Annotated in this window: 17 protein-coding genes, 1 tRNA gene and 1 pseudogene; 9 read left to right on the top strand and 10 right to left on the bottom strand. The window is 44.0% G+C overall.

The window, feature by feature from the left end; all coding sequences use genetic code 11:
- Nucleotides 1–49 precede the first annotated feature (49 nt).
- The 3 genes from BDD26_RS09310 to BDD26_RS09320 form a co-directional block, all read right to left on the bottom strand.
- A complete protein-coding gene (locus BDD26_RS09310) occupies nucleotides 50–1,105 on the bottom strand; it encodes an LLM class flavin-dependent oxidoreductase (protein ID WP_115826372.1) in 1,056 nt (351 codons plus the stop codon).
- Between the two features lie 94 nt (nucleotides 1,106–1,199).
- Nucleotides 1,200–2,438, bottom strand: a complete 1,239-nt coding sequence (locus BDD26_RS09315; protein ID WP_038268306.1) for an MFS transporter — start codon at nucleotides 2,436–2,438, stop codon at nucleotides 1,200–1,202.
- 53 nt (nucleotides 2,439–2,491) lie between these two features.
- Nucleotides 2,492–3,304: an outer membrane protein OmpK gene (locus BDD26_RS09320; protein ID WP_115826373.1), complete on the bottom strand. Its 813-nt coding sequence runs from the start codon at nucleotides 3,302–3,304 to the stop codon at nucleotides 2,492–2,494.
- Between the two features lie 323 nt (nucleotides 3,305–3,627).
- Here BDD26_RS09320 and BDD26_RS09325 point away from each other — a divergent pair, with 323 nt between their 5' ends.
- A complete protein-coding gene (locus tag BDD26_RS09325; protein WP_115826374.1) occupies nucleotides 3,628–4,239 on the top strand; it encodes a riboflavin synthase subunit alpha in 612 nt (203 codons plus the stop codon).
- A gap of 65 nt (nucleotides 4,240–4,304) precedes the next feature.
- On the opposite strand, the gene purK is transcribed toward BDD26_RS09325, so the two are convergent.
- The 4 genes from purK to ppiB all read right to left on the bottom strand — a co-directional run bounded on the left by purK (nucleotide 4,305) and on the right by ppiB (nucleotide 7,337).
- On the bottom strand, nucleotides 4,305–5,372 hold the full coding sequence (gene purK, locus BDD26_RS09330) for a 5-(carboxyamino)imidazole ribonucleotide synthase (protein WP_115826375.1): 1,068 nt from the start codon (nucleotides 5,370–5,372) through the stop codon (nucleotides 4,305–4,307).
- On the bottom strand, nucleotides 5,369–5,932 hold the full coding sequence (gene purE, locus BDD26_RS09335; RefSeq protein WP_038268317.1) for a 5-(carboxyamino)imidazole ribonucleotide mutase: 564 nt from the start codon (nucleotides 5,930–5,932) through the stop codon (nucleotides 5,369–5,371). Before purE ends, purK begins: the two co-directional genes overlap by 4 nt.
- Before the next feature lie 144 nt (nucleotides 5,933–6,076).
- A complete protein-coding gene (lpxH, locus tag BDD26_RS09340) occupies nucleotides 6,077–6,799 on the bottom strand; it encodes a UDP-2,3-diacylglucosamine diphosphatase (RefSeq protein ID WP_115826376.1) in 723 nt (240 codons plus the stop codon).
- Between the two features lie 43 nt (nucleotides 6,800–6,842).
- Nucleotides 6,843–7,337, bottom strand: coding sequence for a peptidylprolyl isomerase B (gene ppiB / locus BDD26_RS09345; RefSeq protein WP_115826377.1), 495 nt, complete (start codon nucleotides 7,335–7,337; stop codon nucleotides 6,843–6,845).
- 275 nt (nucleotides 7,338–7,612) lie between these two features.
- Between ppiB and cysS the strand changes: the two genes are divergently transcribed.
- The gene (cysS, locus tag BDD26_RS09350) at nucleotides 7,613–8,995 is read left to right on the top strand and encodes a cysteine--tRNA ligase (RefSeq protein WP_115826378.1); all 1,383 of its coding nucleotides are present in this window, start codon (nucleotides 7,613–7,615) and stop codon (nucleotides 8,993–8,995) included.
- A gap of 157 nt (nucleotides 8,996–9,152) precedes the next feature.
- Here the strand turns inward: cysS and sra are convergent, their stop codons facing one another.
- The 3 genes from sra to folD form a co-directional block, all read right to left on the bottom strand.
- Entirely contained in the window at nucleotides 9,153–9,389 is a 237-nt protein-coding gene (gene sra / locus BDD26_RS09355) for a stationary-phase-induced ribosome-associated protein (protein ID WP_115826379.1), read from the bottom strand.
- Nucleotides 9,390–9,634: 245 nt separating this feature from the next.
- Nucleotides 9,635–9,847: a ribosome-associated protein YbcJ gene (ybcJ, locus tag BDD26_RS09360; RefSeq protein ID WP_038268330.1), complete on the bottom strand. Its 213-nt coding sequence runs from the start codon at nucleotides 9,845–9,847 to the stop codon at nucleotides 9,635–9,637.
- The gene (gene folD, locus BDD26_RS09365; RefSeq protein ID WP_038268334.1) at nucleotides 9,847–10,722 is read right to left on the bottom strand and encodes a bifunctional methylenetetrahydrofolate dehydrogenase/methenyltetrahydrofolate cyclohydrolase FolD; all 876 of its coding nucleotides are present in this window, start codon (nucleotides 10,720–10,722) and stop codon (nucleotides 9,847–9,849) included. Before folD ends, ybcJ begins: the two co-directional genes overlap by 1 nt.
- Before the next feature lie 183 nt (nucleotides 10,723–10,905).
- Here folD and BDD26_RS09370 point away from each other — a divergent pair.
- The 7 genes and pseudogenes from BDD26_RS09370 to BDD26_RS09400 all read left to right on the top strand — a co-directional run bounded on the left by BDD26_RS09370 (nucleotide 10,906) and on the right by BDD26_RS09400 (nucleotide 18,933).
- A tRNA-Arg gene (locus BDD26_RS09370) sits at nucleotides 10,906–10,982 on the top strand.
- 165 nt (nucleotides 10,983–11,147) lie between these two features.
- Nucleotides 11,148–12,363, top strand: a pseudogene (locus BDD26_RS09375) (tyrosine-type recombinase/integrase).
- A 351-nt stretch (nucleotides 12,364–12,714) separates the two neighbouring features.
- Nucleotides 12,715–12,921 (top strand): helix-turn-helix transcriptional regulator, encoded by a 207-nt coding sequence (locus BDD26_RS09380; RefSeq protein ID WP_012987855.1) that lies wholly within the window; start codon nucleotides 12,715–12,717, stop codon nucleotides 12,919–12,921.
- Nucleotides 12,922–13,028: 107 nt separating this feature from the next.
- Nucleotides 13,029–15,467, top strand: a complete 2,439-nt coding sequence (locus tag BDD26_RS09385) for a toprim domain-containing protein (RefSeq protein ID WP_115826380.1) — start codon at nucleotides 13,029–13,031, stop codon at nucleotides 15,465–15,467.
- A 646-nt stretch (nucleotides 15,468–16,113) separates the two neighbouring features.
- The gene (locus BDD26_RS09390; protein WP_244922694.1) at nucleotides 16,114–18,126 is read left to right on the top strand and encodes a type VI secretion system Vgr family protein; all 2,013 of its coding nucleotides are present in this window, start codon (nucleotides 16,114–16,116) and stop codon (nucleotides 18,124–18,126) included.
- A complete protein-coding gene (locus BDD26_RS09395; RefSeq protein ID WP_115826381.1) occupies nucleotides 18,123–18,434 on the top strand; it encodes a DUF4123 domain-containing protein in 312 nt (103 codons plus the stop codon). The genes BDD26_RS09390 and BDD26_RS09395 overlap by 4 nt, the downstream gene beginning before the upstream one ends.
- 31 nt (nucleotides 18,435–18,465) lie before the next feature.
- A complete protein-coding gene (locus BDD26_RS09400) occupies nucleotides 18,466–18,933 on the top strand; it encodes a hypothetical protein (RefSeq protein WP_115826382.1) in 468 nt (155 codons plus the stop codon).
- Nucleotides 18,934–18,958 lie beyond the last annotated feature (25 nt).

Consider the following 18,958-nt stretch of genomic DNA (forward strand, 5'->3'; position numbering starts at 1 on the left):
TACAGAATCAGGCTTCCCATGTTTTGTGTCCGTGTTTTTCAAAGTAACATCAGCCAAATTCAGCCCTCAATTTCGGCAGGATTTGATCGCCGAATATTTTCAAGCCTTCAATATAATCAGGAAATATCAACATTACCCCATCCAATTCACAGGTACGCAGCAAATCCGACAGTTGTTTATAGCAAGTATCTGCTGTTCCGATAGCAGTATGAGTCATGAAAGCGTTTTGAGATCTTTCTACCATCGCATTACTTTTTCCATCCACATCGACACCAAAACTGTGCATCATATTTCTGACCGCCTCTACATCCAAACCCTGACGATAGAATTGAGCAAGGGTTTCGGCATAAGCATCACTTTCAGCACAAATGATTGTACACATGCAAAATGTCTTGGTTGTGGTGTTGTATTCTGAGGCAATGCGTTTGGCGGTTAAACTGATCCTGCGGGTCTCTGTTTCATCTTTACCGCCAATGAAACAGACATCGGTATGGCGTACACTGAAACGCAGGCCGCGTTCGGACTGGCCGGCACAAACTAAATAAGGGCGAGGGTGTGAAAGAGGTTTGGGGTCAGAGACACACTGTTTCAGATTGAAATACGCTCCTTGATAATCAACTTGTTTTTCGCGCCAAAGCCGTTTTATCAATCGCGTCCATTCCTCTGTCATAGCATAACGTTGATCGTGATCCAGTCTGCTGTCCCATTCCCCCATCTGTTCAAATTCATCGCGGAATGAGCCAGAGACAATATTCAGCCCGGCACGCCCTTGACTGATATGATCCAAAGTAGCGATCATTTTGGCAGTAACCGCCGGATTGTGCAGGCCAGCATGAACCGTTGCGATCAACTTGGCGCGATGAGTTACTTCAGCAATGCCAGCCATCATGGTGACAGATTCGAGTGAACTACCCCAATGATCAGTTTCACCGCCAAAACCGCGCCATTTTCCCATGGACATAATGAAATCAAGGCCGATTTGATCGGCAAGAATAGCCGCCTCACGGTTTTGTTTATAAGACGAATCCAATGGCGGCGTGTTTTTGGAAATAATCCACCCACCTTTGGCAATAGGCAGAAATACACCGAACTCTTTCTTTGACATCACTATTTCCTTATTTGTGTGCTGTTTCAGGGTATGGTAATCATTATTTAGCGAATTTCGTCAGTGAGCTTCTCATTTTCGACTGAATCGTCTCTCATTTTTTGGCTGGAGGTTTCATCATCAGTGTTACAACTAACACGACAAATACAGGGATAGCAATGATGAGAAAAGCCCATGTAAAACTACCGGAATAATCTTTTATGGCACCGGCAAAGAAAGGTGCCAGACACGCCAGAGTAGAAATCAGGTTCATGATCGAGAATAGTTCCAGATAAGGCTTACGGCCAAAATAATTGGCGAGCAGGACACTGGAAGCGAGGAAAGTCATACCATAACCCATGCCGACAAACAGTGTGAAGGCAATCAGGAATGGCCATGAAGAGGCGATACTCAAGGCGATTAAGCCAAAAATAATGATAGCCAGACTGCCAACCAGCAGTTTTTTGGGATCAAGCCACTCTCCTATGGCACCACTGGCCAACCTTGAAAAAGCATTGATGAAAGCCATAGAACTCAGTAACCCAGCGGCAATCGCTTCACTGAAACCATTTTCGATAATATGGGCGACGGCAAAGCTATTCACCGTAATACCACACCACAGAAACGCCGTATAGGTTGCGGCAATGATATAAAATTGCCATGTGCACAGTGCTTGTCGGGCTGTCCAGAACTGCCTGGTACGATAAATACTGGGGGGATTTTCGCTGTTGTGCTTTTGATTGACTGCCTTAGCATGAGCCATTTCCTGTTCTCCTTCCTGAAGAACAAGAATGGTCAGGATAACAAAAACAGCCAGAATGACGGCAGAGATCATCCAGTGCATTCTCCACGTTCCCCAGACACGGGTTGCCAGAAAATAGATCCATGGGCCAATCACGCCTCCCAGTCCTCCAATCGTAAAATAGAAACCGAAAGCAAGGGACTGTTTTTCATATAATCGTGAAATAACATAGGTGCCGGGCACGGTTGCCAGAAAAGTAAACCCGACCCCAATTAAAGCCGTTCCGATAAAATACGATGAAATAGTATGCGTGTGATAAAGGTTGTAGAAGCCAGCCAGAAAAATCAGCAGGCCAATAAATAGCGTGAAGCGAACGCCAATTTTGCGAATGCACACCGTTGGCAGGAAACTGGATAACCCGCAAGTCAGGCCAAGCAGAGTGAACCCCAAACCAGCATCAGTCCAGCTCCAGTCCAGCTCGTTTATCATGCTGGGCAGGACAACACCCAACGACGTAAAGGTTGTTGCTGTGGACAAAAAATAAACCATGCCTAAAAGTATCAGCAAAAACCACTGATAAGTACGTCCGAATTTGTCGTGTTGAATGGACATTGTGACCCCATCAAGGAATAAACCATTAAAAACGGTACTATCTTAAGTGCTTATTAAAAAAAGCTGTATCGAATAAATATCCCATAGCTAAATTGGTTTGTGCGAAAGTAAGACGTATCTTTTATTTTGTACTTATTTTTAACCGGATTGATGACAATACCTGTCCACAGATGACCGGGTTGATACCCCAATTTTTTCCCCAGGTCATAATGTAACTCTGGTTTGAAATCAAACATCTCTGGATTATCGCGCCGTCCCAGTGTGTAGTCGAACGTTCCTGCAATGCGGAAATCCCCCAGACGATTACTGAAAGGAATACCATAGTCGATGTGGATGCGTTGATCGTTCCAGTTCCCTTTTGCGTTGTTTTCAAAATAAAAAATGGTTCGTAACCAACTGAACCCATCTACCTGCCAGTCAAAGCTGATACCGGGGAAATAGTCATATTTTACGTTTTTAGTTTTAGCAATCCACTGAGCAAACAGCACATCTTTCAATGGGCCATAGGAAAAGTCATATCCTGTCATTTTGCTGGCACTGAGTCTGGGCACAAATTTATAGTAATAGGTGCTTTTATCGCCTTTATAATCATTTTGCAGTGAATTTTGCCAAATACTGTAGACATACATATCACCAATTTTGTAATCACCGAAGGCTTCAATGATAGGCGAGAGGGTTTTCTCAGGGGCAACTTTATTTCCGAGTTGGAAATAAAGGCTGGTATCGATTGATTGAAAATTGACAAAAGCACTGGCTTGCACAGGTGACGAAAAAAGAAAACATAAGGAGATGACAGATAAACCGGTACTTGTTGCGGTCACAGACCTGAATGTATTGTTTATTCTTTGCTTCCTTAGAAATGGCACTTAATTTCTCCTCGTTATTTTATGGGGAATTAGGTGAATTCCTCTTTATCCTTTAACTTAATGTTATAATTAGCAAAATGCTAGAGTTAAAATCAGCATTTGGTTGTGATGAGTGGTGTAATCAATTTTCTCTATGTATTTATTTACTTGAAAAGTATGTAACTCTGAGGGGAATGTTTCACCATGTTTACTTTGATGAGAAAGATACCTACTATAGCAACTGACCGCTTTTCTGAGAAATTGCACTTAATTATTAGGCGAATCCGCCGTTTAATATAAATCAGATTAATTTTTCAATTAATATCAGTGCTGAGATAAATATTATGTATACAGGAATTGTACAAGGTACAGAAAGCGTATTATCACTCAATAAAAAAGATGGATTCAGCACAATAGTAATTAGTAATGATAATCATTTTTTTGATGATATTGCTATTGGAGCCAGTGTTGCTATTGATGGCACTTGTCTGACTGTCACTCAATTTAGCGAAAATAAAATCACTTTTGATATTTCCGATTTTACTGCTGATACCACAACGTTAAAGTTTCTTTCCATTGGGGATAAAGTCAACATTGAACGCTCACACCAGATGTATAAAGAAAATGGGGGGCACAATCTTTATGGACATATAGAAGGGATTGCTGAAGTAGTAGAATTTACTGCAACAGGTGAAACTTATCGGTTGGTTATTCGGATCCCCCAAGACAATATTAAATATTTTTTCTTGAAAGGTTTCATCGGACTTCATGGCTGTAGTTTAACTATCAATGGTATTGATGAAGAGAATAAAACCATTGCCTTAAATCTGATCCCTGAAACCTTAAGATTAACCAATCTCAGTAAGATCAAAGTAGGGGATTTCCTTAATTATGAAATCGACCAAACCACAAGGACTATTGTAGATACACTATCCAGAATGTTATTAAAGAAATAGCTTGTTGCAGTTGACATAAGGAGTGGTAATTTATTTAAAATGATTACCACTTCCTGCGGTTTTCTTCAGTTTAATTTGTCTTGTGCCCATTTCAGGCCAGTTTGGTACTCTTCAGGCAATAACGAGCTTAATGTTTGTAGTGCCGCTCTTAATATATCTCTGTCAGAATGAACCAGATTCAGATGCCCTACCTTACGCATTGAACGAACTTCCTTATCATACCAATGTAAACGAACGAGCGGTAAGCTGAGCCATTCAGGATTTATTTCTGTACCGATCAGATTGACCATCACTGAAGGCGCCAATATTTCCGGTTGAGGCATAGGTAAATCGAGAATTGCCCGTAGATGAAGTTCAAATTGACTGATGGAAGCACCATTTTGTGTCCAGTGACCGCTATTGTGTACCCGTGGTGCCAGCTCATTAATCAGCAAATCATTACCAACAATAAAGCACTCCATCGCCATGACACCAATATAATTCAGATGCTCCATGATAATGGACAGCATTTTTTCTGCTTGTTGTTGTAGTTGATGATGTGAATTTGGCAAAGCAACACTTGTACGTAAGATACCTTCCTGATGTAGATTATGGGTCAGTGGATAAAATACCGATTTTCCCTGAGCGTTACGGGCACCAACCAGAGAGACTTCCCCTGAAAATGGAATACCTTGCTCCACAATACATTCACCGTAAATTTCGGGCGGCAATTCAGCTTCATCACCCGGTCGGATACGCCATTGGCCACGGCCATCATAACCCCCGGTACGACGTTTAACGATAATAAAATCACCTAGTTCGTTAAACAACTGTGGCCATTGGTTGGGATCAGCCAGTACCTTCCACGGCGCTGTCGCCAACTCAAGACTATCCAGGAGTTGCTTTTGTGGCAGGCGATCAGCCAGTTGCGGAAAAATATCACGGTTAATAAAGGTACTGTGATGAGCGAGTTCGCGGGTTAAGTCCGTCTCAGGCCAACGCTCAATTTCAGCGGTGATGATACTGCTCTGATAGGGAACGGATTCTGGTTCAGCGTTCAGCCCAATCGGATAGACCGCTATTCCTAATGGTTCACCTGCCTGACGCAGCATTCTACCCAATTGGCCATTACCCAGAACACAAACAGGCTTCATGCTTCCTCCCGAGGGTCTGGATTATCCAGAACATCCTGAGTTTGTGTCTGACGCCACTCTGACAGACGTTGGAACAGGGCAACATCATGTAATGCTAATACCTGAGCCGCCAACAATGCTGCATTTGCTGCTCCCGCTTTGCCGATAGCCAGCGTACCAACCGGAATGCCTTTTGGCATTTGTACGATGGAATAGAGACTATCAACACCACTCAACGCAGCACTCTGTACAGGGACACCAAATACAGGAACTAAGGTTTTAGCTGCCAGCATTCCCGGCAGATGGGCTGCGCCACCTGCACCAGCAATAATTACATCAAAACCGTTTGCTTTCGCCTGTTCGGCAAAATGAAAAAGTTTATCGGGTGTTCGGTGCGCCGAAACAACTTCAACATGGAAAGGAATACCAAGGGAGGTTAAAACATCGGCTGCATGTTGCATTGTTGCCCAGTCGCTTTTTGACCCCATGACAATAGCAATTTTGGCATGATGTGGCGTTTCTGCTGTAAAGGTAACCGTTGTTGTGGAAATAGCTTTTTCGGGATCAGGGCTTGCCGTCATAAATCAGATGCTCCTGTATTGGATGTCCACCAGAACCAAGATCAAAATAATATTGTAAGGCGGTGGATCATATCATGCGAATTGCACAAGGAAAACGTTTGCGTTGTTTGATTCGCCGATTTTTCCAGTAAAAGATCAGAGAGTTCAAAAAGGAAAAAATATCAGTTCAATAGATGCTTCTGTCACTTTAAACATCGAACCCTGATTGTGCCAGGCCCCTAATACGCCACGATGCACAGTTTTATCGCTGATTTGGATATCATGGATCGCTGGACGATGGGTATGCCCGTGGATCATCCAATCGACCTGATATTTGTTAAAGTGTTCAGTAACAGTCTGTTGGTTGACATCCATGATTGATTCGGATTTCTGGCGGTTAGCATATTGGCTTCCGGCCCGCATTTTGGCTGCAATTTTTAGCCGAATAAATAAGGGAAGAAGTAAAAACAGCCGCTGGATCCACGGGGTATGTACTCGTTTACGATATTGTTGATAACCTGCGTCATCGGTGCAAAGTGTATCGCCGTGCAAGATCAGAATACGTTTACCGTATAATTCCAATACCTTTTCTTGCGGCAGCAGAATCAGACCACTCTCTTTGGCAAACCGGGAACTTAACAAAAAATCACGGTTACCATGAAGAAAATAGCACGAAACCCCTTTTTGTTTCAGTGTATTAAGTGCCTGGGCTATTTCAGTATGCAGGGGATTGGGATCATCATCACCAATCCAGTAATCAAAAAAATCACCGAGGATATACAGGCTTTCAGCATGAATTGCATCTTCACGCAAAAAATGTAGAAAACCGGCAGTAATTGCCGGTTCTTGCGCACTGAGATGCAAATCTGCAATAAACAGTGTACTCATGTAACGATTAACTATTCTCTGACTGTGGATATTGTATAAATAATTATTCGCTGACAGTAACACGTTCAATGATCACATCTTCGTGTGGTACATCTTGGTGCATACCGCTGCGGCCAGTGGAAACACCTTTAATTTTATCAACTACATCCATGCCTTCCACAACTTCAGCAAATACACAGTAACCCCAGCCGTCCGGGCGCTCTGAGCGGAAGTTCAGGAAATCATTATCAACAATGTTGATGAAGAATTGAGCCGTTGCAGAATGCGGATCATTGGTACGTGCCATTGCGATAGTACCACGACTGTTCTTCAGGCCATTATTGGCTTCGTTCTGGATAGGGGATTGAGTCGTTTTTTGCTTCATACCAGGTTCAAAACCACCACCTTGAATCATGAAGCCATTGATGACGCGGTGAAAAATAGTGTTGTCGTAGAAGCCTTCACGGCAGTAATTCAAGAAATTTTCAACAGTTACAGGCGCTTTTTCGGCGAAAGTATTAATTACGATATCGCCGAAATTGGTATGAAAAGTCACCATAATAGAAATCCTAATAATAGTTTTGACTGACCCTAATATTCTAGAGTGTTCGGAACAAGGGCTTTTATACCATATCTGTGATCTTGAGTCAGTACTCAGCAATCCCATGTGAACAAGGTGGATCGCAATGCTTGCAAAGCTCACCATATCAAGGTGAAATAGCCCACCTGGCTTTTCATATTATAGTTTATTTATATAGCTGATAAGGAAGCCTATAATCAGCGGATTTGTTCGCTTTTATTACACGTACATCAATTTTTACGGAAAACCCACCGATGCTAAAAATTTTCAATACTCTCAGTCGCCAAAAAGAAGAATTTAAGCCGATCCATAAAGGGAAAGTGGGCATGTACGTGTGTGGCATCACCATTTATGATCTGTGTCATATTGGTCATGGCAGAACCTTTGTTGCTTTTGACGTCATTTCCCGTTACCTGCGTTATTTAGGCTATGATTTGACCTATGTTCGTAATGTTACGGATATAGATGATAAAATTATCAAGCGTGCTATTGAAAATAATGAAAACTGTGAAGCGCTGACTACACGTATGTTGAATGAGATGCACAGCGATTTTGATGCACTGAATATTCTGCGTCCAGATTCAGAGCCACGTGCAACTCAGCATATTCCTGAGATTATTGAATTCACCGAGCAGCTAATTAAACGTGGTCATGCTTATGTTGCAGATAACGGTGATGTGATGTTTTCCATTGACACCAATCCTGATTATGGGCTGCTTTCTCGTCAGGATCTTGAGCAATTGCAGGCGGGGGCACGTGTTGAAGTTGCTGATGTAAAACGTAATCCAATGGATTTTGTGTTGTGGAAAATGTCCAAGCCGGGTGAACCTGGCTGGGAATCTCCATGGGGCTCAGGCCGTCCGGGTTGGCACATTGAATGTTCTGCTATGAATGCCAAACAGTTGGGGCATCATTTTGATATTCATGGCGGTGGTTCGGATTTAATGTTCCCGCATCATGAAAATGAGATTGCACAATCTACCTGTGCTCACGATGGCCCTTATGTGAACTATTGGATGCATTCTGGCATGGTGATGGTGGATAAAGAGAAGATGTCCAAGTCTCTGAACAACTTCTTTACTATTCGTGATGTGCTGGAATATTACGATGCTGAGACTGTGCGTTATTTCCTGATGTCTGGCCACTATCGCAGCCAGTTGAACTATACGGAAGAGAATCTGAAACAGGCTCGTACCGCACTTGAGCGCCTGTATACTTCTCTGCGTGGTACAGATAAATCTGCTCAGCCTGTTGGTGGTGAAGCTTTTAAATCCCGTTTTGCGGAAGCGATGAATGATGACTTCAACACGCCGGAAGCCTATTCTGTACTGTTTGATATGGCTCGCGAGATCAACCGCCTGAAAGCAGATGATATAGTTGCGGCGAATGGTCTGGCGGCTGAGCTACGTAAACTGGCGGGTATTCTGGGTCTTCTGGAGCAGGATCCTGAACAGTTCCTGCAAAGTGGTGCCCATGAGGATGGTGACGTTGCCCAAATTGAAGCGCTGATTAAACAGCGTAACGATGCTCGTAAAAACAAAGATTGGGCTTTGGCTGATGCCGCGCGTAACCAGCTTAATGCAATGGGTATCGAACTGGAAGATGGCCCACAGGGTACAACATGGCGCCGTAAATAATCAATTTTTTCTGAGCCGTCAATATGTCAAAACCGCCCATATATGGGGCGGTTTGTTTTATTACAGCAATATAATATGTAATGTTTTAATTACAGTAATATTTGTAGTGATATTATTTTTTATAGTCAAACTTATTTGATAAATAAAGCAGGCTATTCTATTGATTCGTATTTAAATATTTAGGATAGAAAGCATTTCCTGAGTGATAAGTGACTTTTCCTGAAGAAGTATCTCGTTTTATAGAAATAAAAGAAGAATGACTCAGATGTTCTGGTATTTGATGCTTACTATCACTGGAATCGAGATTCAAAAGAGAAATAGTCACTCTGCGTTTAGATTTACTTAACTTATAAGGCATACCCAACAACCTTCTTGCAGCTCTATTACTATACATAATCAACTCCTTTTCAGTTGTAAGTGAGTCTCTCAGTATAGCAACTTATTAGAAAACCAAAATATTGTCAGCATGATTGTTTATTAAGATATCGTTAATGTCACATATCCCTGTAGAGCAAACCAGATAAATTTGTATTAAAAAAATGAAATCTGTTTATAAATAAAAAACTGCACCTTAAATGCGTAGAGAATATAAGGTACAGTTTTTCCGAAGGATATTATCGGAGACTTAATGCTACTGAGCTACCCTTCAACGCGCACAGATTCACCGTTAAAGGTAACGACTTTCCCGGCGACGATTTTGCAGCGTTTGCGGGTTTCCACCTGAGAATCAACTTCTACTAAACCCTCTGCAATCACGGTCTTCGCAGCACCACCACTTTCACACCACCCTTGAAACTTCAGTAAATCACACAGTTCTATATAAGGGTGACTATCTAAATTAAAAATTTCCATCAGTATCCTTCAGTTGTATCTACATCATGGTATTCCTCGCATGCTTGCAAGGTATTTTGAATTAATGTCGCAACTGTCATCGGGCCGACACCACCCGGCACAGGAGAAATCCAACTTGCGCATTCAGATGCCTTATCGAAATCGACGTCTCCGATGACTTTACCATTTTCCAGACGGTTGATGCCGACATCAATCACAATTGCACCGGGTTTAATCCATTCACCAGGAATGAAGTTGGGTTTACCAACAGCGACGACTAATAAATCGGCCTGTTCAACATGCTGGCGCAGGTTCTTGGTAAAACGATGCGTTACCGTAGTGGTACAGCCTGCTAACAGTAATTCAAGGCTCATTGGACGCCCGACAATATTGGAAGCACCAATGATAACGGCATTCAGCCCATAGGTATTGATATTACAGCGCTCCAGTAACGTCACAATACCTCGTGGGGTACAAGGGCGTAGCTTTGGCGCACGTTGACACAATCGGCCAATATTGTAAGGGTGAAACCCATCGACATCTTTATCGGGATGAATACGTTCCAGTACCTTAACATTATCAATACCGGCGGGGAGGGGAAGTTGAACTAAGATACCGTCGATTTCTGTATCTTCGTTCAGGTTATCTATCAGGGTGAGTAATTCGGCTTCGCTGGTGGTGTCTGGTAAGTCATAAGAGCGGGAAGTAAAACCAACTTCCTCACAAGCGCGGCGTTTGCTCGCGACATAAATCTGGGAGGCGGGATTTTCTCCTACTAAAACGACGGCAAGCCCGGGGGCACGTTTTCCAGCAGCAACCCGCTGCCTGACTTTTTCTGTAACTTCGTTTCTGATTGTCTGCGCAATCGTTTTCCCATCAATAATTTTTGCTGACATATATTTAAGATTCCATCATCAAGTATAGGAACACGAGCTATTTTGTCAGAACATGAATCACCTGTCAGTTATTAATAATTAATCATAAAATGAACATATGAGCTAAAAGGTCATTGACTCAAGCCATTATGCCCGTATAATCCACCCCTGCATTAATTGTGCTTCTTAATTTCACATCTCAATGCGCCCTTAGCTCAGCTGGATAGAGCAACGGCCTTCTAAGCCGTAGGTCACAGGTTCGAATCCTGTAGGGCGTACCATCCTTTAATATCTTAACGTCTTTCGAAGTCCACAAAACCCCACTAAATACGCATTGTTAGCCTTTTTTCGTTCTTCTATAGTCCAGTCAGGTAGGTTGAAATCCACGATCTGATGGGGGTATATTTAGGGGTACGTTCAGGTTCAATGAAGTGAGATACCCCCAGATGAAGCTAACAGCCCGACAGGTGGACACTGCAAAGCCGAAAGAAAAACCTTATAAACTTGCAGATGGTGGCGGACTATACCTATTGGTTAACCCTAATGGCGCTCGCTATTGGCGGTTGAAGTACCGGATCGCAGGCAAAGAAAAATTACTCGCATTAGGGGTATATCCTGATATCTCCCTCGCAGACGCAAGAACCAAGAGAAACGAAGCACGGCGGATGTTATCGGATGGCAATGATCCGATAGAGGAAAAGAAAGCTGAAAAGGCAGCCAAAGCGTTTGCAGTCAGCAATAGTTTTGAATCCATCGCCATTGAGTGGCACGAGCATAAACGCCCCAACTGGTCAAAAGGGTATGCCGAAGACATTCTGGAATACCTGAAAAAAGATATCTTCCCGTATATTGGTAAACGTGCTGTTACCGAGATTAAACCTGCCGAAATGTTGGCTGTGCTGCGAAAAATGGAGCAACGCGGTGTTTTGGATAAATTGAAAAAAAACCAGACAGGCCTGTCGGCAAATTTTCACCTATGCCGTGATTACAGGACGGGCTGAGTTCAACCCCGTTACCGATCTTGCCAGCGCACTTAAAGCACCGAAACAAAAACATTTCCCACACCTTTTAGCCGAACAAATGAATGGATTCCTCGTCGCCTTGGCGGGCTATAGCGGAAGCGAAGTGACTCAATCCGCGACACGTTTACTGATGCTTACCGGCGTGCGTACCATCGAATTGAGAGAATCAGAATGGACTGAATTCGATTTCGATAAGGATATTTGGCAGATACCTGCTGAGCGAATGAAAATGCGCCGCCCTCACATCGTTCCGCTATCCAATCAGGTTAAAGCCATTCTTATCAAACTGCACTCTATTACAGGGCGTGGGAAATACGTTTTTCCCGGACGTAATGATGCGGGGAAACCGATGAGCGAGGCCGCCATTAATCAGGTTATTAAACGCATTGGTTATGATGGCAGGGCAACCGGCCACGGCTTCCGCCACACCATGAGCACTATCCTGCATGAACAAGGCTATAACACTGCGTGGATTGAAACTCAGCTTGCCCATGTTGATAAGAACAGCATCCGGGGAACCTACAACCACGCCCAATATCTGGAGGGGCGCAGGGAAATGCTGCAATGGTATGCGGATCATATGGAGATGCTGGAACACGGTGAAAATGTGCTGATCGGAAAATTTGGCAAAATGGCGTAAAAATGCGGTGATTTTTTACACATCTGTGCCCGGGGCACAAGCGCTTGTTTTTCATACAAGCCATAGGTGTATGGTGTTTTTTTAGTCGGTGTTGGCAGTGCCAACAAAGTTATTTTTTTATACAGCCTATGGAAGGTGGGTGTTTTTTAGGCTGTTTTGGAGGCTCCAACAGTGACCGATTTTCATACAGCATACAATTGGGGTGCTGATACTCTCTATAAACCGATAAATTTCACAAATGGAGTAAACAATTAACGCTGTTCATTTAATATTGCTTTTTAAATAATCCGCCTGTCATCAAACAACGTCCACGATGAGCGCTCAAGGACTCGGTAACAGGAGATAAATAATATGACAATGACAGCACCGAAAGAAAATCTTATTCGTTTGCCCGAAGTTCAGCGCAGAACGGGTTATAGCAAGGCGTGGATCTACAAACTGATTAGCGATGGGGAATTCCCGAAACAAATTAAACTCGGCTCCCGTTCCATCGCGTTTATTGAATCAGAAATTGATAACTGGATTGCGCAACGTATCGCAGGATCACGAGCGGCATAGCACAGAAAAGAACATGACATAAGACACGTAATATAAAAAACAACGCCCCAGTGTGCGACAACACAACTGAGGCGTCTGACCAACAACCGTTATAAGAGGTAACGATAATGGCTGATATACAGCATACCCAAACTCACCCTAAATTTATACTTTCAGATAAAACAGCTCGTCAAAAATCGCTCGATCTGATCCAGTCCGTGAAAAAATCCGCGATGTATCATTGGGAAAATCTGCTGCCTGCGTGTGGCGTCGATATTCCCGCCAAGGGTAAACATGGTGCCTGCCCTGTCTGCGGCGGCACCGACCGTTTTCACTTTATCGACGATCACCATCATGGCAACTGGCATTGTCGCCAGTGTGATACTCCGAACTATGGCGATGGACTGGATTTAATAGCGAAAACCAACCGTATATCAATTCTTGAGGCAGCAAAAGTTGTTGCGGGTACGCTGTCATTACCTTTGCCCGAACCTAAACCAGCCAGAAAAACCATTCAAACAACACAGCCAATTGCCGACAGAGTGGCAGCTCTGATGGCGCAAACTGTTGCCGGACAATCTCCCTATCTGACCGCCAAAGGGCTGCATTGCCCTAATCAGCGACTGCTGTCTGATAATTCGGCAGTGTTGCGACTCGCAACACTGGACGGAAAAGTAACAGGTGCGCAGATCATCAAACCGGATGGCGAGAAAAAACTCTTCCCCGGCAGCCAGAAGAAAGGCGCGTTTATTCCTTTATCAACGCTGGAAGAGAATCCTAATACGGTCATAATTACCGAAGGTTACGCCACGGCACTCACAGTTAACCAATTCTGCAAAGGCGCTGTTCTGGCGGCGCTGGATGCAGGCAATTTGCTCTCCGTTGCACAATCAGTCAGGGAACGCTGGCCGGGCACGAAGATCATTATTGCCGCCGATAACGACGGGCATCACCCCGATGAGTTGGATAAAAACGGTAAACCGAAAGTGAATACCGGCAAAATCTCGGCAGAAAAAGCGGCTATTGCGGTGAATGGCTGGATCACGTTACCGCCGACAGAACATAAAGCCGATTGGGACGACTACCGCCAACAGTATGGTGTAGAAACGGCAAAGCTGGCGTTTGCTCAGGGGCTTTATCAACCGGCACCAATAACGAAAAAAGCAGTCATTCAGCCCAAGGATGCCGAATTGTCAAAACTAACCTTATGTCAGATGGGAGCCAGTCAGCGCGGAGAAGTATTACTGGCACGTTATGACGGTGATTTGGCACTGGATAGTGCTTCGGAAACCGTTCATCACTATGATGGTATTGTCTGGTGTCCGGTCAGTGACCGCGATTTACAGCGGGAAATGGTGGCGGCTTTTATGGAAGAGAAAATGCCGTACTCACCGCATGGCATTGGCTCTGCTGTGGATGCTCTGAAATTACAGCTTCCCATGATGAACTCGCCAGAGCGTCATTTAATCGGGTTCCGTAATGGGGTATTTGATCTGAAAATCGGTCAGTTCAGGCCTCATTACAAACATGACTGGTTATTGCTCGCGAATGATGTTGAATTCAATTCCCCTGTTTCGGGGGAAACCCTGCAAAACCATGCAACTCAGTTCTGGCACTGGCTTAACCGTGCAACAGCACACTGTGAAAACAAAGCAGAGAGAGTGCTGGCCGCGCTGTTTATGGTGCTGGCGAACCGTTGCGACTGGCAGTTATTTCTGGAAGTCACCGGTGCCGGAGGTAGTGGCAAAAGCATCTTTGCTGAAGTTTGCTCGATGTTGGCAGGCAAAGGAAATACGGTTTCTGCCAGTATGGCCGCACTGGAAAACCCACGGGAACGGGCGCTGATTGTCGGATATTCGCTGATTATCCTGCCCGACCAGACCCGCTATGTGGGCGATGGCTCCGGTATCAAGGCCATTACAGGCGGGGATGAAGTCGCCATTGACCCGAAGCACAAACAGCCCTATTCAACCCGCATTCCGGCTGTGGTGCTGGCGGTGAACAATAACGCCATGAGCTTCAGTGATCGCAGTGGCGGAGTGTCGCGGCGTCGGGTGATTTTCAACTTCTCCGAAGTCGTGCCGGAAAACGAACGCGATCCGCTTTTGCGGGACAAAATCGCGGCAGAACTGCCTATCATTATCCGGCAACTGCTTCACCGGTTTGCTGATCCACAAACTGCAAGGCGTTTATTGGCAGAGCAACAAAAATCCGAAGAGGCTTTGGATATCAAACGCGGTACAGATCCGCTGGTTGATTTTTGCGGTTATCTGGTGGCTTCTCATGAAGCTGATGGTTTGTTAATTGGCAATGCGGAAATCGTGCCGTTCAATCCCCGCAAATACCTCTATCATGCTTACCTTGCTTATATGAAAGGCAATAACCTGAATAAACCGGTTTCCGTGACCCGCTTCGGTATGGATATGCCCGGCGCACTGGCTGAATACAACCAGCATTACCTGCGTAAGAAAAGTAAACAGGGCATTCGCAGTAATCTGGATCTGAATATCGACACCGCCATCGAATGGCTGCCGAAACTGACAGAGAATAACCTGCCAGAAGAATAAATTGTTTCACACAGATAAAGATTCCCTAAAAATAGTAAAAAGTGTTCACTACTGTTCACCCTATGATTTAAATTAGATATATCAAGGCATTAAAGGATGAATAGTTATTTTTAAACTGTTCACAAGTCTTCACTCCTGTTCACCTTTTTCTGATTTAAAGGTGAAGGGTTGAGTGAAGAGTGGTGATGAGTTTAATTTTAAGTCATCATCCTTTAACAATATGAATTTAAATAAAAATATTTAGAGGTGAATAGGGTGAACAGTTTTATCCCTAATTCTTTAATAGGGAGGGGTTAAATAAAAATGGTTTTTCTGGCGGGTATGGTATTTTTCAGGATCTCTGATTTGTCTGGTTAATGTATTAGCCAGACAAATCAGAGAAGACAAGCGCAGCGCGTCAGTGTAATTTTAATCTGTTGTACTACACGAAATTAATATGAGGTAATCATCTGATTTTATTTAGTCATAGACATTAATCACAATTTTCTTGATGTGTTTTTATTCCTACTAGAATAGATAAATAATTCTGTTATATTCTACTCTGCACTGTACCTAAAATAGGCAATTGTTATTTCATTACTACATTATCTTTACTATTCAGGCATTCACTAAGGATTGATACACCAAAAGATTATGGAGGATACAAATGAGCAGGGTAATGGATAAAATCAACCAACTACTTGATCGCTCAGGGTTAAGATTTACATTAATTACGGAAAATTTACCCGAACAAACTTTCGCGGTTGTTGATTTTTCTCTCAATGAAGCGCTATCAACCCCTTTTCGGCTGGAAGCCACGCTGACCTGTAAAACCCCGGAAATCAATTTTGCCGATGTCCTTGACAGAAATGCGGCTTTTGCCGTACACCGTAACGGACAGGTTGAGCGCCAAACCACCGGGATGATAACCCATTTTTCACTGCTTTCAACCGGGCGGCACAGCAGTCGCTACCATATCACTCTTCAGCCTCCTTTATGGCGTACATCATTACGGGTCAATAGCCGGATTTTCCAAAATCAGTCCGTTGTGGATATTGTGGAAAGTCTGCTCAGGGAAAATGGCGTGCGAAACATTTTCTTTTCATTGGGCTATAAACATCCGCCACGGGAATTTTGCGTACAATACGATGAAAGCGATCTGGCCTTTATCCAGCGCTTACTGGCCGATGAGGGTATTTTTTACTACTTCACCTTTGATCAGGAACAGCATGAACAACGTCTTGTTTTTCACGATTCCTGTCTGTCCCTTAATCAGGTCATTAATGTCCCTTATCGCTCCGAATCTGACGCCACGGGTGGAACAACCTGTATTCACCAATTTAGCTGGTCAGAGCGCGTTGGTATTGCCAATATTACTACCAAAGACAGAACATTTAAGAACCCACGCTGGAACCGTGAATTCTGGTATGAAGGGCGCCACCTTGATAATCAGCGGATACTGAACAGCTATCATTATTACGATTTCCCCAGCCGCTTTAAAGATGATGATTTAGGCCAGCGGGCAAGCCAGTATCGTCTGGAATACCTGCGCCGGGATACTCAGCTTGGCAATGGTCATAGTGACTGTTTTGCCATGTGGCCGGGGCAATTGTTTAACCTGACCGATCACCCCAGAGAAACGTTCAACGACCAATGGCAACTCGTCCAGATTACTCATTCCGGGTGGCAACCACAGGCCGATGAGACTCAATCCGGCGATGGTGGCACATGGTTGTCCAACCAATTTACCTTCACCACTCGAAAAAATTCTTACCGCCCTTCCCCCTATCCAAAACCCAAAATGGAAGGTCCACATATCGCCACGGTCGTTGGGCCGGAGGGAGAAGAAATTTTCTGTGACGAACACGGGCGCGTTCGTATCCAGTTTGACTGGGACAGATACGGTGAATTTAATGACCGCAGTTCCTGCTGGGTGCGGGTCAGTCAGGCGTGGGCAGGGCAATTAATGGGTATGATCGCCATTCCCCGTATTGGGCACGAAGTGTTGGTGGATTTTGTCCACGGCGATCCCGATCAACCAATTATTGTCGGGCGGGCTTATCATGCCAACAACATTCCGCCAAACCGCCTGCCCATGGCGAAAACCCAGATGTCAATCCGGTCTAAAACGCATAAAGGCGAAGGGTTTAATGAACTGCGCTTTGAGGATGAGAAAGATCGCGAAGAGGTCTTTATTCACGCGCAGAAAAACCTCGCCATTCAGGTACGCAATTCACGCGGAGAACGGATCAACTATGACCGCACAACCAGTATCGGCCATGACGATGAACTGGTGATAGCCAATAATCGTAAGGTAACTGTAGAAGGTCAACAGGATCATAAAACTACGGGCAATTATCTTGAACAGATTGACGGTGACCGCTCACTACAGCTCAAAGGCGATCTGGCTGAGAAAATTCAGGGGGTAGTCAGTGTAGATGCGCAGGGCGATCTGACCTTGCAAAGTGGCAGCAAAATTACCCTGAGTGTCGGGGGAAATTTTGTTGTGCTTCATGCCGGTGGTATTGATATCAAAGGTGCCGCCATCAACCTGAACTCCGGTGGCAGTCCCGGTGATTTACTGGCACCAGCCAATCCCGCCATCCTGCTTGCAGCGGCAAGTGAAGGTTCGATGTTTGTCGCTCACTGCCCAATGAAAGAGAAGGAGAAACAGGAATGAGTCAGGAAAAGCTTTACGCCATTATTGATGGGGCCGCAGAACCCGATCTGTTTTTGATGCTGGAGCGTTATGACCCGCCTTCCGCCTGTCTTTATGGTGAACCTCTCCAGCCAGAACTGGTTAAAATCGCCCCTTATCTGGTACAGGTGGATGAAAAAGTCAAAATCTGGCTGGAATGCCGAAAAACCCCGTGGGGAGTTTTCGTCCAGAGTGCAGCAGATATGAAAACCATGCGCCAGCATTTACGGAAATACCTGCAAGTCCTGCTTCCTAAGCAGGAAAAACCGGTATTTTTTCCGTTTTTATGACCCGCGCAACATCTGGGATTTTCTCGGTGTATTGAGTGACTGGGAGATACACTGTTTTTTAGGGCCGATCACGCAGGTCACGACACTTTATCTTGAAGAAGAACGCACGGATAATTTTGCCAAAATCAGAGAACCTTTTCCCGACAATGCTAAAGGAAGATATAAGATTTTTAAAATCAGCGAAGAACAGTATGAATTGATAGAAATAAAGCAAAAAGAGAAGTATTTGCAAAAACTTTATTCTATTTTGTTATCCGAATTGTCAGAACTAAGAAAAAGCATAAGTATAGTCAACTCAATGCCATTTTTAGCTTTTTTCTATGATTATCTGCTTGATGAAAAAATAACAGATATGCGTTCTATAGAAGAAATTCTTAAAAAAGTGATCAGAGAAGAAAATTTCGATATTGATGAGTTTGATAAATCAATTTTAACCAGGCTTATTGATGATGAAACTCCCGGCTGGTATAGGGCCAATAAATTTCTTCTTAATATTTAATAACAATCAATATATGTATTAAAAT

Source organism: Xenorhabdus cabanillasii (genome assembly GCF_003386665.1).
Classification (GTDB): domain Bacteria; phylum Pseudomonadota; class Gammaproteobacteria; order Enterobacterales; family Enterobacteriaceae; genus Xenorhabdus; species Xenorhabdus cabanillasii.